Origin of the sequence: Streptomyces natalensis ATCC 27448, assembly GCF_000935125.1 — a bacterium.
Lineage (GTDB): Bacteria > Actinomycetota > Actinomycetes > Streptomycetales > Streptomycetaceae > Streptomyces > Streptomyces natalensis.
The window spans coordinates 120316-134899 of sequence record NZ_JRKI01000017.1 but is presented as its reverse complement, the minus strand read 5'-3'; the positions used below and the strand labels follow the sequence as shown (position 1 = coordinate 134899).

Genomic DNA, 14584 nt, shown 5'->3' with positions numbered 1-14584 from the left:
ATGACCCCCCACCCCCTCGACCCGCTGACCGCCGACGAAATCACCACCGCCCGCACCGTCCTGGAGGACGCCGGCCTGGCCGGGGAGACCACCCGCTACCCGCTCGTCCTCCTCGACGAACCCGACCGGCACACCGTCACCGCCCACCGCCCCGGCCACCCCGTCGCCCGCCGGCTGCGCGTCACCCTCCTCGAACCGGCCACCGGACACGGCCACGAAGCCCTCGTCGACGTCACCGCCCGCACCGTGCTCGCCCACCGCCCCCTCGACCCCGAAGCCGACGGCCAACCGCCGATCCTCTTCGAGGAGTACGAGCGCTGCGACGCGATCGTCAAGGCCGACCCGGGCTGGCGCAAGGCCATGGCCGACCGCGGGATCACCGACACCCAACTGGCCGTCTGCGCCCCGCTCGCCGCCGGCAACTTCGCCATCGAGGAGGAACGCGGCCGCCGGATGCTGCGCTCCCTGACCTTCCTGCGCTGCGAGACCACCGACAACGCCTTCGCCCACCCCGTCGCCGGCCTGGTCGCCGACGTCGACCTCACCGAGGCCCGCGTCCTCCGCCTCACCGACACCGGCCCCGTCCCCGTCCCCGCCGAATGCGGCCGCTACGAGCCCCAGTTCACCGGCCCGCCCCGCACCGACCTCAAACCCCTCGACATCACCCAGCCCGACGGCCCCTCCTTCACCCTCGACGGAACGGTCCTCACCTGGCAGAACTGGCAGTTACGGCTCGACTTCAACGCCCGCGAGGGCCTCGTCCTGCACCAGATATGCCACCGTGACGGCGACCGGCTGCGCCCCATACTGCACCGCGCCTCCCTCGCCGAAATGGCCGTCCCGTACGCCGACCCCGACGCCACCCGCAACTGGGTCTGCTACCTCGACGTCGGCGAATACACCCTCGGCCGCAACGCCAACGCGCTCCGCCTGGGCTGCGACTGCCTCGGCGAGATCCGCTACCTCGACGCCGTCGTCGCCGACGACCACTGCACCCCGCAGACGCTGCCGAACGCCATCTGCATCCACGAGGAGGACCACGGCCTTCTGTGGAAACACACCAATATGTTCGCCGACTTCGCCGCCGAGAGCCGCCGCTCCCGCCGCCTGGTGATTTCCTTCATCACCACCCTCGGCAACTACGACTACGCCTTCTACTGGTACCTCTACCAGGACGGCACCATCGAGTTCGAGGCCAAGTCCACCGGCCTGGTGCAGACCACCGCCACCGCCCCCGGCGAACACACCGGCCACGCCACCGAGATCGCCCCCGGCCTCCAGGCACCCTTCCACCAGCACCTCTTCTGCGCCCGCCTCGACCCGGCGGTCGACGGCCACGCCAACACCGTCGAGGAGATCGACGTCGTCCCGCTCCCCACGGGCCCGGACAACCCGCGCGGCAACGCCTTCACCACCCGCACCACCCCCGTCGCCGATGCGGCGGAAGCGGGCCGGTTCGCCGACACCACCGCCGGCCGCCGCTGGGCGATCACCAACCCCGCCGCCCACAACCGTATGGGCCGCCCCGTCGCCTACACCCTCGTCCCGCAGCCCGGCCCCACCCTCCTCGCCCGCCCCGACTCCGCCGCCGCCCGCCGCGTCGGCTACGCCACCCGCCACCTGTGGGTCACCGCCACCCGCCCCGAACGCCGCTTCCCCGACGGCGACTACCCCAACCAGCACCCCGGCGGCGCCGGCGTCCTCGCCTGGTCCCGCCCCGGCGAATCCCTCCTCGCCACCGAACTCACCCTCTGGCACACCTTCGGCCCCACCCACCTCCCCCGCCTGGAGGACTGGCCGATCATGCCCGTCGACCGCTGCGGCTTCACCCTCCGCCCCACCGGCTTCTTCGACCGCAACCCCGCCCTCGACCTGCCGGCGGAGGGGGGCGGGCACTGCGGGGGTGAGGGGTGCTGACCCCGGTGCGGGCAGACCCATGACGAAAGTCTGACGCCGGGGCCGGGACACTGGCCCCGGCCGCCGTGCGGTGTTCGAATCGGGGGGTGACCAAGGACGACGCACATCCGCCCCACACCGCGGACGGCAGCGGTACCGACGGCCGCGGCGCCCCCGTGGGCCGCCGCCTGGTGCTCGGCATGCTCGCCGCCGGCGCCGCCGGGATCGCGGCCGGCCCCGTCCTCCAGCGCGCATACGACGACACCATCGGCGCCGCCGCCCAGAAGGACCCCACCGGCCTCTCCGGCCTGCTCCCCGCCGGCGGGGGCTTCCGCTACTACTCGGTGACCGGATCCGTACCGCACAAGGACGAACACACCTACCGCCTCACCCTCGACGGCCTGGTCCGCCGCCCCACCACCTACCGCCTCGCCGATCTGCACCGCCTCCCGCAGACCCGGATCGTCCACGACGTCCAGTGCGTCACCGGCTGGCGGGTCCCCGGCACCCCCTTCGAAGGCGTACGCCTCGCCACCCTCCTCGACGCCGCCGGCATCGGCCCCCGCGCCAAGGCCGTCCGCTTCACCTCCTTCGACGGCTCCTACAGCGAATCGCTCACCCTCGCCCAGGCCCGCCGCCCGGACGTCCTGGTCGCCCTCCGCATGCAGGACAAACCCCTCGGCCACGACCACGGCGGCCCGGTCCGCCTCTACGTGGCCCCCATGTACTTCTACAAATCGGCGAAATGGCTCTCCGGCATCACCGTCACCGACCGCGTGGAACCCGGCTTCTGGGAAGAACGCGGCTACGACGTCGACGCCTGGGTCGGCCGCTCGAACGGACGTGACGATGCCCCGACCAGCTGACCGCACCACGGATTCCGGTGGCGGCCCCGGGGCCGCCACCGGAGGCGGCACGGGAGGCGGCACGGGAGGCGGCACGGGCCCCGGAGCCCGCATCCCCCGCTTCACCCCGGCCGAACGCTGGGTGCACCGCACCACCGCCACCCTGCTGACGATCTGCATCCTCACCGCGGCCTGCCTCTACCTCCCCTTCCTCGCCGAACTCGTCGGCCGCCGCGCCCTGATGGTCACCGTCCACGAATGGTCCGGCATCCTCCTGCCCGTCCCGCTCCTGCTGGGCCTGGCCTCCCGCGCCCTGCGCGCCGACCTCACCCGCCTCAACCGCTACGGCCCGCACGACCGCCGCTGGCTCCACTCCGCCCTCCGCCGCCGCCGTACCGGCCGCCCGGCCGGCAAGTTCAACGCCGGTCAGAAGCTCTACGCCGCCTGGATCGCCGGCGCCGCCCTGGTGATGATGGCCACCGGCCTGCTGATGTGGTTCACCCACCTTGCCCCGCTGATGTGGCGCACCGGCGCCACCTTCGTCCACGACTGGCTCGCCCTGGCCGTGATCATCGTCGTCGCCGGCCACGTCTGGATGGCCTTCGGCGACCCGGAGGCGCGACGGGGGATGCGGACGGGCTCGGTGGACGCGAAGTGGGCCCGGCGCGAGCATCCGCTGTGGGAGCACAGGGGGAGGCCCTAGCCGCGGACCGGAGGCGGATCACCCATCGAGATACCGTGGTGTGTCGAAACGTCTTCGGAGCGTCTGGCGAGAGAGGTGGCTCATGGCCGCGACGACGGGAACGGCACCGGCACCGGAGTCGGGTGATCTGATCGAGGTGTTCAAGGCCCTCGGCAACCCTGCCCGTCTCCAGATCATGCAGTGGCTCAAGGACCCCGAGGTGCACTTCAGCGCGTACGAGCCGATCGCGGACCGCCGGACGGTCGGTGTGTGCGTCACCCACATCCAGGCGAAGTCGGGTCTCGCGCAGTCGACCGTCTCCAGCTATATGAGCACCCTCGAACGGGCGGGACTCGTGCGTCCCACCCGGGTGGGCAAGTGGACCCACTACCGGCGGGACGAGGAGCGGCTGACGCAGGTGGCACGAGCGATCGGCACCACCCTCTGACGCACACATCCGACGCACACATCTGAGGCACGCATCCCGGGCGCACATCCGAGGCACACGGCCCATCGTCACGGGCCATCGCCCTATCCCATTGACGCATCGCAATATGTCGATATGATTCTTCCATGTCGACCTTCGATGCTGCGCCCACCGCCCTGATCGTTCACGCTCACCCCGAGCCCCATTCGTTCAGCACCGCCCAGATGGCCACCGCGGCCCAGGCCCTGCGCGATGCCGGGTACCGGGTCGACGTCCTCGACCTCTACTCCGAGGGATGGACGCCGGCCCTCGGACGCGAGGAATTCGGGCCGGTGGAAGGCCACTTCAAGCCGCAGGCCGAGCAGCAGCGCGCGGTCAAGGACGGGACGCTCGACGCGGTCGTCAAGGCCCATCTCGACCGGCTGCTCGCCGCCGATCTGCTGGTGCTGTCGTTCCCGCTGTGGTGGTTCTCGCTGCCCGCCATCCTCAAGGGATGGGTGGACCGCGTCTTCGTGATGGGCGCCGTCTTCGGCGGGGACCACGGCCTCTTCGGTGACGCGGCGCTCGCCGGGAAGCGGGCGATGCTGCTGTTCACGACCGGCGGGTCCAGTGAGTCCTTCCGGCCCGGTGGCGCCCTCGGCGCGATGGACGACTTCCTGTTCCACATCCACCGCGGCATGCTGGAGTTCGTCGGCTACCAGGTCCTCAACCCCGTGGTCACCCATGCCCCGGCCCGTATGACCGACCGGGAAAGGGCGGCCGCACTGGACACGGTCAGAGAGTCCATAGCGCTCGCCGCGGCGGAGGTGGGGGCCGCCGTCCGCTGACCCCCTAACGTCCGTCGGCCGCGGGCAGCTCCACCTCGAACCGGCACCCCGCCCCGGCATTACGTACCGTGGCCCGCCCGTCGTGTGCCTCCACGATGCCCCGGACGATCGCCAGGCCGAGGCCGGCCCCGGTTCCGCCCTCGCCGAGGGGGGCACCTCCCGTGCCTGGGGAGAGGCCGAGAATGGGGGAGCGAGGGGTGCGGGCGGGTGCGCCCCGCCAGCCCGTGTCGAAGACGCGCGGCAGGTCCTCCGGCGGGATGCCGCCGCAGCTGTCCTGGACGGCCAGCACCACACGGCCGCCCTCCGGCCGCGCGCTGACCGCCACCGTGCCGTCCGCCGGCGTCGCCCGGATCGCGTTGACCAGCAGATTTCCCAGCACCCGGGTCATCTGCTGCGCATCCACCCGGACCGGCAGCGGAGCCACCCCGCCGTCCACCAGCCGCACCCCGCTCGCCCGCGCCAGCGGCCGAGCCCCCGCCAGGGCGTCGTCCACCAGGTCGTACACCGAGACCCGCGAGAAGGTCAGCGCCAGCGCCCCGGCCTGGATACGGGACAGTTCGAAGAGGTCGTCCACCATCGCCGCCAGCCGGTCCACCTCGACCCGCATCCGGGAGTGATAGCGCCCGGTGTCCTCCGCGACGCCGTCCTCCAGCGCCTCGGCCATCGCCCGCAGCCCGGCGAGCGGGGTCCGCAGATCGTGCGAGATCCCGGCGATCAGCTCGCGCCGCGCGGTATCCATCGCCCGTTCCCGCTCCCGGGCCGCCGACAGTCGCCCGCTGGTCTCCTCCAACGCCCGGGACAGCGCGGCGAGTTCGACCGTCGGCGGCTCGGCGGGTGCCACGAACCCGCCCTCGCTGCCGACCGTACGGGCCGAGCGTGCCAGCTCCCGGCTGCCCTTGGCGATCCGCCGTCCGAACAGCAGCGCGGCCGCCAGCGACACCACTCCGGAGACGCCGACGACGGCCATCACCACGCCCAGGTCATGGCCGGAAAGGAACATCGCCTGGGCGACCGCCACCGTCCCGGCCGCCATCGCGGCCACCGCCAGCGCCGCCACCGCGAACAGCGACAGCGCGACCGAACGCCGCCGCAGCACCCGTACGGCGGGCGCGGCGAGCAGCCCGACGACGGCCGCGCCGAGCGCGGCCAGGGCCACGATGACCAGGAAGTCCGTCATGTCCGGGGCCCGCCTTCCGCCGGGTCGAAGCGATAGCCCGCCCCCCACACCGTCGTCACCAGCGCCGGCGCCGCCGGATCGTCCTCGATCTTCTCGCGCAGCCGGCGCACATGCACCGTCACCGTCGACAGATCCCCGAACTCCCACCCCCACACCCGGTGCAGCAGCTCCTCCCGCGAGAAGACCTGCCCCGGGTGCCGCATCAGAAAGACCAGCAGGTCGAACTCTCGGGCCGTGAGGGCGAGTTCGCGCCCGGCCCGGTCGGCGCGGCGGCCGCCGGGGTCGGCGGTGAGGTCGCCGCAGCGCAGTACGGGGGAGTGCGCCGCGGCCGGTGGCGCGGATTCGGCGCGGCGCAGCACCGAGCCGATCCGCAGGACCAGCTCCCGGGGGCTGAACGGCTTGGTGACGTAGTCGTCCGCGCCCAGTTCGAGCCCGAGGATACGGTCCGCCTCGTCGCCCCGTGCCGTCAGCATCACCACCGGGACGGCGGGCCCGTCGGCCGCCCGGCGCAGCCGCCGGCACACCTCCAGGCCGTCGATGCCCGGCAGCATCAGATCGAGGACGACCAGATGCGGGCGGAAGGCCGCGGCCCGGTCGAGCGCGGCGAACCCGTCGGCGGCGTGCTCGATCGCGTACCCGGCACGGGCGAGATAGCCGGTCACCACCTCGGCGACGGTCGGATCGTCCTCGACGACCAGCACACGACGCGGCGGCCCGTGCGGCGGGATCTGCGCGGACGGCGGGGGAGCGGCGGGCGCGGCCGCGGAGGGCCGGGGGGACGCAGGGGACGTCATGTTTCCAGCCAACACCACCGGAGGGCCGGAGGGGAGTACGGTCCCGCCCCGTGACACGTCCCGTAAGACTCCGGTAATCGTCAGACTCCGGTAATCGTCGGCGCCGGTCTCGGGCCCCGTATCGGGCGCCGGTATGGGGCTGGGCATCGGGTGCCGGTCATCGCCCGGGTGGCTGTCCCTCCAACCCCTCCCGCACCCGCCGCGACACGGTGATCGCGTACAGGTCGAGCACCCCCGGCGGTTCGGCGAGCCCCGGGCCCCCGGCCCGTATCCAGGAGGCGATGTCCGCCAGCGCGTCGTCGTCATTGACCAGCCCCAGCCACACCGGCCGCCCGCCCGCGGCCCGGCCCGCCGCCGACGGCTGGACCACCACCACATTCGCCTGGTCACACACGTCCAGGCACTCCGAGGCACGGACCGGCGCCGCGCCCGCGAGCGCCGCGCGCAGCCGCGGAATCTGTTCGCTGTGGTCGACACCCGGGATCTTGGCGGGATCGCCGCAGCAGCAGCCGCGGCAGACGGTGACACGACACGGGGCCTCGGCGGCCGCCCGGCCGGAACGCTTGCTGATCATCCGGCCCATGCTACGTGCCGTACCGGCCCGGCCTCCGACGCGTTTTCCGGACACGAACTGGACAGGAATCCGCCATGACCATGACCATGACCATGACCATCCCCGGCCCCGACGGCCTCCCCCTCCTCGGCTCGATGCTCGACCTGCGCCGCGACTCCCTCGGAACCTTCTTACGGGCCCGGCGCGAACACGGCGATGTGGTCCGCCTGGAGGCCGGCCCGCCCGGTCTGCGCAGCGTGTTCTACGCGGTCTTCGCCCCCGAGGCCGTCCAGCAGGTCCTCGCCTCCGAGGCCGTCACCTTCCGCAAGGACCACCCGCTGTACGAGGAGGTCCGCCAGAGCTTCGGCAACGGCCTGCTCACCAGCCAGGACGCCGACTATCTGCGGCAGCGGCGGCTGGTGCAGCCGTTGTTCACCAAGCGCCGCGTCGACGGCTGTGCGACCGCCGTGACGGCCGAGGCCGACGCCGTCGCCGCGCGCTGGCGCACCGCCGCCGACCACACCGTGGACCTCGTCCCCGAAATGAACCGCCTGGCCCTGCGCACCGTCTCGCGCATCCTGTTCGGTACGGACGCGGAGGCGGCGGTGGACGCCATCGACCGCTGCGCTCCGGTCATCAACGCCTATGTCGTACGGCGCGCCTACGTCCCCGTGAAGATCCCGCGCGAGTGGCCCACCCCGGGCAACCGGAAGGCACGCGCGGCCATCGACGAGCTGAACGCACTGTGCGACCGCATCATCGCGGAGCGACGCCCGGCGACCGGGCCGACCGTGCAGACCGGGCCGACCGACGGGCCGACCGCGACGGCCGAACCGGCTCAAGAGGGCAAGTCGGCCGCCGACGACCTGCTGACCCTCCTCACCGAGGCCGCCAACGACGAGGACGGTTCGCTCGACGCCACCGAAGTGCGCGAACAGGTCCTGATCTTCCTGCTGGCCGGCCACGAGACGACGGCGACCTCGCTGGCCTTCACCCTCCACCTCCTCGCCCGCCACCCCGAGGAGCAGCGGCGCGTCCAGGACGAGATCGACCGCGTCCTGGGGGAGGGCACACCGGGCGGCACCACGGGCGCCACCCCGCGCCCCCCGACGGCCGCCGACCTGGAGCGACTGCCGTGCCTGACGCGGGCGTTGAAGGAGGCCATGCGACTGTACCCGGCGGCCCCGGTCATCAGCCGCCGCGCCGTCGAGGCCACCACCCTCGGCGGCTTCACCGTCCCGCCCGGCGCCGATGTCGTCGTCTCGCCCTGGGTCACCCACCGCCACCCGGACCTGTGGCCGGACCCGGACCGCTTCGACCCGGACCGCTTCACCCCCGACCGCGAGGCGGCCCGCCACCGCTACGCATGGTTCCCGTTCGGCGGCGGCCCGCGCGCCTGCATCGGCCAGCACTTCTCGATGCTGGAATCCGTACTGGCGCTGGCGACGCTGCTGCGCGCGTACGAACTGGAGGCGGTGGACGAGGAGGTGCCGGTGGCGGCCGGGATCACCCTCCAGGCGACGGGCCCGGCGCGCGTACGGCTGCGACCGCGCACCCCCGCTCCGTAGAGCTCAAGAGGGCTCAGGCAAACGCAACGAAAATAGCGTTTGCGTTTCCGTGGCGGTGCGCGTACGGTCATCACCGGTTCCAGCGCGCCGCCACGGCGCCACCGTCCCGACAGGAGAAGGCCGTTGCTCGTCTGAGGTCCTGAGACACCGCGCCCCGCGATATGCCCCGCGCCCGCGATCCCCATCCGGATCGCCGCAGTGCACCGGCATCGCGCGGCCGACCGTCCGCGACCTCGGCGTACCCGCACGGCCGCCTGAACGGCCCCTGCAGGGCCCGGCCGGCACGGCCACCCTGCACGGCGTACCCCGGTGCACCCGACGACGATCTCCCGCGGTGTCTCCCTGCGCAGTCCCCACGTCCCGCCCCGCGCACCAGGAGACCTGTATGTCAAAGCCCCGCCCCACCCCCTCCGCCCCCTCCCTCACCTGCACCGACCTCACCTTCGCCTGGCCCGACGGCACCCCCGTACTGGACGATTTCCAGCTCGCCGTCGGCCCCGGCCGTACCGGCCTCATCGGCCTCAACGGGGCAGGGAAATCCACCCTGTTGAAGCTGATCGCGGGCGAACTGACCCCGACCGCCGGCCGGGTGCGCATCGCCGGCGAGGTCGGCCACCTCCCGCAGCACGCCCCGCTCGACACCCACCTCCGCGTCGACCAGGCCCTCGGCATCGCCGAGACCCGCGCCGCCCTGCACGCCATCGAGCGCGGCGAGACCGGCGAGGAGCACTTCACCGCCATCGGCGAAGACTGGGACGTCGAGGAACGCGCCCGCGCCACCCTCGACCAGCTGGGACTGTCCGCCCTCGACCTCGACCGCACCATCGGCGAGGTCTCCGGCGGCGAATGCGTCCTGCTCCGCCTGGCCGCGCTCCTCCTGCGCCGCCCGGACGTCCTCCTGCTGGACGAACCCACCAACAACCTCGACCGCACCGCCCGCCGGCGGCTCTACGACGCGGTCAGCGGCTGGTCCGGCGTCCTCCTGGTCGTCAGCCACGACCGCGAACTCCTCGAACGCGTCGACCGGATCGCCGACCTCCGCGCCGGAGAGATCCACTGGTACGGCGGCAACTTCACCGCCTACGAACAGGCCCTGGCCGTCGAGCAGGAGGCCGCCGAGCGCATGATGCGGGTCGCCGAGGCCGACGTCCGGCGCCAGAAGCGCGAACTGACCGACGCCCACGTCAAGTTGGCCCGCCGGGTCCGCTACGGCAACAAGATGAGCGCCACCAAACGCGAGCCGAAGATCGTCATGAACGAGCGCAAGAGGGAGGCCCAGGTATCCGCCGGCAAACACCGCATCCTGCACACCGAACGCCTCAAGGAAGCCAGAGAACGCCTGGACGAGGCCGCCGAAGCGGTCCGCGACGACGACGAGATCCGCATCGACCTCCCACACACCGCCGTACCGCCGGGCCGCACCGTCCTGACCCTCGACGACCTCACCCTCCGCTCCGGCGCCCACGCCCACCTGGAGGTCCGCGGCCCCGAACGCATCGCCCTCACCGGCCGCAACGGCTGCGGCAAAACCACCCTGCTGCGCACCCTCACCGGCGAGCTCCCGCCACGGTCGGGAACGGCCGTGACCCACGTCCCCCACCGCTTCCTGCCCCAACGCCTGGAGGTCCTCGACAACGACCTGACCATCGTCGAGAACGTCGCCCGCTTCGCCCCGGACGCCACCAACAACCGCATCCGCGCCCGGCTCGCCCGCTTCCTGTTCAAGGGCGCCCGCGCCGACCAGGACGCCGCGACCCTCTCCGGCGGCGAACGCTTCCGCGCCTCCCTCGCCGCCCTGATGCTGGCCGAACCGGCGCCGCAGCTGCTGATGCTGGACGAGCCGACGAACAACCTCGACATGGCCTCCGTCCGCCGCCTCGTCACGGCCCTGGAGTCCTACCAGGGCGCTCTCCTGGTCGTCAGCCACGACCTGCCGTTCCTGCGCGACCTCGGCATCACCCGCTGGCTGGCCCTGGAGGACGGCGAACTGACCACCACCGAACCGATGTAGCGCCTACGCCGCCCGGCGGGGCACCTCCGTGAACCACTCCCGCCCCAGCAGCAGCCCGAAGACGGGGACCGGCAGGCGCACCAGCGCCCGCAGCACCGGCGCGAGCCGGCCGGTCCCCGCCACCTGCGACCGATGTGCCGCCAGCGCGGCCTGCTTCTGCCGCGCGAAGCGCCGGACGTCGATGGTGTGGGTGATCTCCCGGCGCGCACTGAAGCGGTCACACAACGCTGCGTCCTCGTACCGGAACGGAATCCGCAACGCCCGCACCAGCCGCACCAGCCGCTCGACCGTGTCCCGCGGCACGGTGGCCTCCAGCACGCGCGGAACCCCGGCCAGGGCGGCGGCCCGCCGGCCGACCCGATGCACCCTGACATGGTCCCGATGGCCGTAGCCCCCGTTGGCGTCATAGCTCACCAGGACGTCCGCCCCCTCCTCGCGCAGCACCGCCGCCAGCCGGCCGGCCGCCTCCTCCGGATCCGCCCGGACGAACCGCGGCCGGTCCGGCGGATCCGGAAAGAGCACCGGACCGTGCCCGCTGTCCGCATAACCGAGGTGCACCACACGCGCCACACCCAGCACCGCGGCACTCGCCCGCAGCTCCGCCATCCGCGGCGGCTCACCCTCCGCAGGCCGGGCCCCCATGAGACCGTCGGCGGCCACCACGACCACCACCCGGTGGCCTTCCGCCGCGGCACGGGCCAGCGTGCCGCCGGTCAGCAGCACCTCGTCATCGGGATGCGCATGAAACGCGAGAAGGGTCGCCATGGGCCCATCCTTCACCACGGGTATGCGGCCCGCCTCAGAAGTGCTCCGCCAACTCCCCGAACGCCGCCAGCCGCAACACCTTCTCATCGGCCGGATCCAGCTCGCCGTGCTCCAGCACCCAGGTGTTGTCGTTCGGGATGAAGACGGCATTCAGCCCGGCCGCCCGCGCGGGCAGGACATCCGACTTGGGGGAGTTCCCGATCATCCACGTCGAGCCGGGCACCAGCCCATAGGCGCGCACCAGCTCCTCATACGTGGTCACGTCCTTCTCCGCCACGATGTGCACACCCTTGAAGTGCCCCGTCAGCCCGGACGCCGCCACCTTCCGCGCCTGTTCCTCCCGCTCCCCCTTGGTCAGCAGCAGCAACTCATGCCGCCGCGCCAACTCCGCGAGCGTCTCCGGCACCCCGGGTATCAGTTCCACATGATCGGCCTCGAACGCCGCCGCCCACCCCGCGATCCGCGCCGTCTCCTCGGCCGTGGCCGCCCGCCCCCGCAGCCGCGCCACACACTCCCCGAGGCTGTGCAGAAACACCTTGCTCCCGTACCCGTGGGTGACCGCATTGGCCGCCTCGATCCCGTCGAGCGCCTCCCGCACCCCGCCCCGGTCGAGTCGCGCCGTTCCCTCCGCCCCCGGCAGGACCATCCAGTCCAGAAACTCCTCGATGACCCGCTCGAAGATCACGTTGTTCTCCCACAACGTGTCGTCCGCATCAAAAATCAGCACCCCGGGCTCCTCCCCATCGGCAACCCGGGCAGCCTAAGCACGCCCCCACGGCCCCGCACCGGAATATCGGCGCGGCGATGGGCCCTGCTACAGCTGAACCGAGAGCCCGGGGGAGGGCACCGGGCCGTCCCAGGCCGCCAGCCGCAGCGCGCTCTCGAACCGCCTCACCCGCCCGTCCACCGGATCGGTGAACTCCAGCCGCCTGGCCAGCAGTTGCAGCGGCGCCCCGAAATCCCCGGACTCCCGCTCCGGCCCCTCCTCCCGCACCACGGGATACACCGGATCATGCAGGATCGGCAGCCCCAGCCGATTCATGTGCACCCTCAGCTGATGGGTACGCCCCGTGGTCGGCAGCAGCCGGTAACGCCCCAGCCCACCGCACCGCTCCACCAGCTCGATCCGGCTCTCCGCATTGGGCTCACCGGCCACCTCCTGCGCGGCCAGCACCCCCCGCTCCTTCACGATCCGGCTGCGCACCGTCACCGGCAGCGCCACCCCGGCGTCGTACGGCGCCACCGCCTCGTACTCCTTGCGCACCCGCCGCTCGGCGAACAGCCCCTGATACGCCCCCCGGTCCCCGGGCCGTACGACGAACAGCGCCAGCCCCGCCGTCAGCCGGTCCAGCCGGTGCGCGGGCTGCAACGCGGGCAGCCCGAGATCCCGCCGCAGCCGGGCCAGCGCGGTCTCGGTGATATGCCGCCCACGCGGCGTCGTGGCGAGAAAGTGCGGTTTGTCGGCCACCACGATCCGCTCGTCCCGATACACCACCCCCACCGCGAACGGCACCGGCACCTCCGGCGCAAAGTCCCGGTGAAACCACACAAACCGCCCGGCGATGTACGGCTCGTCCCCCCTCAGGACCCCCTCCACCCCGACAAACCGCCCGTCCCGCAGCATGGCCGCCACCCGCCCGACCCCAAGAGCCCCCCGAAACCGCTCGACCAGATGCTCCCCGACCGTCCCCCACGCCCCCTCCGGGTCGGCGGGCAACCGCACCCGCACGGGATCGATCCCGTCACGCTGGGGGAGCGGGGCGGGCGGAAGAGGGGATCGGCGTCTCACGAGGTCAAGGGAACCCCAGCCGGGTGCGGATTCTCAAGCCGCGCACGGACGGCTTGACGTGTACGGGGCGATCTGCCGTGCCCGGTGACGCCCCGGCTCACCCCCACTCAGGCCGACACCGCCCCGCCACTCCCCACACCGCCCCGCTCCGCCCGATACCGTCCGGGCGTCGTCCCGAACTCCCTGTTGAAGGCGTGCGAGAGGGCATACGGGCTGCCGTAACCGACGCGGCGGGCGACGGTGGCCAGGGAGTCGGAGGTGTCACGCAGCAGCGCGGCCGCGAAGGTCAGCCGCCACCACGTGAGGTACGCCATCGGAGGGCGGCCGACCAGCGTGCTGAACCGGCGCGCCAGCGTGGGACGGGAGACGCCCGCCGCGGCGGCCAGCCGGTCATTGCTCCACGGGGCCGCCGGATCCGAGTGCAGCGCCCGCAGGGCGGCCGCCGCCACCGGGTCGCCCAGCACGGCGGGCCAGGCGCCGGTCGTGCCCTCGGTCATCCAGGAACGGATCATATAGACGAGCAGCAGGTCGAGCAGGCTGGGAACCGCCACACACGACCCGGGCCGCTGCGCATCCAGCTCGCGCCCCAACAGATCGATGGCGGCCCGCAGTTCGGGATGACTGCCCACGCGATGCGGCAGGTGGACGACCGTCGGCAGCTCGGCCATCAGCGGGTGCACGCGACTGCGGTCGAGCCGGTACTTGCCGCACAACATCTCGACCTCGGCCTCCCCTTCGACCTCGGCCTCCCCCTCCGCCTCTCCCGCACCGCCGGCAGGCCGGACCCCCGGCCCCCCACCCTCCAGCCACCGGTCGAACGGCACCGCCCGCTCCACGGCCACCGCATCCACGGGAGAGTCGGCGGTCACATGCCCCGTCCCGTGCGGCAACAGCACCACATCACCCGCCCCGAGCAGGACCGGCGCGCCGCCGTCGGGCAACAGCCAGCACCCGCCCTCCACCATCACATGAAATCCCGCCCCGTCATACGGAGCCAGCCGCGCACACCAACTCCCGCTCACCCGAACCCGGTTGGAGGAGGGGCGCCCGATGCGCACGGCCGAAATCGCGTCGCTCACCACATCCATCCGGCCACCGTATCTCCGCCGTACGGCCACCGACATAGGCCCACCAAGCCCCCACCACGCCCCACCGCTCCCCCCACCACGCCTCAAACGTGAGACGCACACGTATCCAGCTGAGCAAAACGGGCATTGAGACGCTCACCGCCCCTCCCTAAGGTCGACCAC

At 72.6% G+C, this 14584-nt stretch carries 14 protein-coding genes; 7 read left to right on the top strand and 7 right to left on the bottom strand.

The window, feature by feature from the left end; genetic code table 11:
• From SNA_RS11765 to SNA_RS11745, 5 genes are all read left to right on the top strand, one after another.
• The gene (locus tag SNA_RS11765; RefSeq protein ID WP_044364703.1) at window positions 1-1917 is read left to right on the top strand and encodes a primary-amine oxidase; all 1917 of its coding nucleotides are present in this window, start codon (window positions 1-3) and stop codon (window positions 1915-1917) included.
• A gap of 86 nt (window positions 1918-2003) precedes the next feature.
• Window positions 2004-2762 carry a molybdopterin-dependent oxidoreductase gene (locus SNA_RS11760; protein ID WP_030071097.1) on the top strand — a complete coding sequence of 253 codons (759 nt, stop codon included), beginning with the start codon at window positions 2004-2006 and terminating at the stop codon, window positions 2760-2762.
• Entirely contained in the window at window positions 2746-3444 is a 699-nt protein-coding gene (locus tag SNA_RS11755; protein ID WP_078969850.1) for a cytochrome b/b6 domain-containing protein, read from the top strand. Before SNA_RS11760 ends, SNA_RS11755 begins: the two co-directional genes overlap by 17 nt.
• Window positions 3445-3526: 82 nt before the next feature.
• Entirely contained in the window at window positions 3527-3871 is a 345-nt protein-coding gene (locus SNA_RS11750) for an ArsR/SmtB family transcription factor (protein ID WP_030071092.1), read from the top strand.
• Window positions 3872-3996: 125 nt separating this feature from the next.
• Window positions 3997-4677: an NAD(P)H-dependent oxidoreductase gene (locus SNA_RS11745; RefSeq protein ID WP_030071090.1), complete on the top strand. Its 681-nt coding sequence runs from the start codon at window positions 3997-3999 to the stop codon at window positions 4675-4677.
• 4 nt (window positions 4678-4681) lie between these two features.
• Here the strand turns inward: SNA_RS11745 and SNA_RS11740 are convergent, their stop codons facing one another.
• The 3 genes from SNA_RS11740 to SNA_RS11730 all read right to left on the bottom strand — a co-directional run bounded on the left by SNA_RS11740 (window position 4682) and on the right by SNA_RS11730 (window position 7222).
• Complete coding sequence (locus tag SNA_RS11740) at window positions 4682-5854, bottom strand: sensor histidine kinase (RefSeq protein ID WP_044364701.1); 1173 nt, start codon at window positions 5852-5854, stop codon at window positions 4682-4684.
• Window positions 5851-6648, bottom strand: coding sequence for a response regulator transcription factor (locus SNA_RS11735; protein ID WP_030071088.1), 798 nt, complete (start codon window positions 6646-6648; stop codon window positions 5851-5853). The genes SNA_RS11740 and SNA_RS11735 overlap by 4 nt, the downstream gene beginning before the upstream one ends.
• A 157-nt stretch (window positions 6649-6805) precedes the next feature.
• A complete protein-coding gene (locus SNA_RS11730; protein WP_198535023.1) occupies window positions 6806-7222 on the bottom strand; it encodes a (2Fe-2S) ferredoxin domain-containing protein in 417 nt (138 codons plus the stop codon).
• Window positions 7223-7302: 80 nt separating this feature from the next.
• On the opposite strand from SNA_RS11730, the gene SNA_RS11725 reads away from it, so the two are divergent.
• Window positions 7303-8769 (top strand): cytochrome P450, encoded by a 1467-nt coding sequence (locus tag SNA_RS11725; RefSeq protein WP_044364887.1) that lies wholly within the window; start codon window positions 7303-7305, stop codon window positions 8767-8769.
• Window positions 8770-9154: 385 nt separating this feature from the next.
• On the top strand, window positions 9155-10780 hold the full coding sequence (locus SNA_RS11720) for an ABC-F family ATP-binding cassette domain-containing protein (RefSeq protein WP_030071080.1): 1626 nt from the start codon (window positions 9155-9157) through the stop codon (window positions 10778-10780).
• Window positions 10781-10783: 3 nt separating this feature from the next.
• Here SNA_RS11720 and SNA_RS11715 read toward each other — a convergent pair whose 3' ends face one another.
• The 4 genes from SNA_RS11715 to SNA_RS11700 form a co-directional block, all read right to left on the bottom strand.
• Window positions 10784-11545, bottom strand: a complete 762-nt coding sequence (locus tag SNA_RS11715) for a PIG-L deacetylase family protein (RefSeq protein WP_044364699.1) — start codon at window positions 11543-11545, stop codon at window positions 10784-10786.
• A 34-nt stretch (window positions 11546-11579) separates the two neighbouring features.
• On the bottom strand, window positions 11580-12272 hold the full coding sequence (locus SNA_RS11710) for an HAD family hydrolase (protein WP_030071076.1): 693 nt from the start codon (window positions 12270-12272) through the stop codon (window positions 11580-11582).
• An 87-nt stretch (window positions 12273-12359) separates the two neighbouring features.
• On the bottom strand, window positions 12360-13334 hold the full coding sequence (locus SNA_RS11705; RefSeq protein WP_030071074.1) for a pseudouridine synthase: 975 nt from the start codon (window positions 13332-13334) through the stop codon (window positions 12360-12362).
• 107 nt (window positions 13335-13441) lie between these two features.
• Complete coding sequence (locus SNA_RS11700; protein ID WP_030071072.1) at window positions 13442-14422, bottom strand: AraC family transcriptional regulator; 981 nt, start codon at window positions 14420-14422, stop codon at window positions 13442-13444.
• Window positions 14423-14584: the final 162 nt, after the last annotated feature.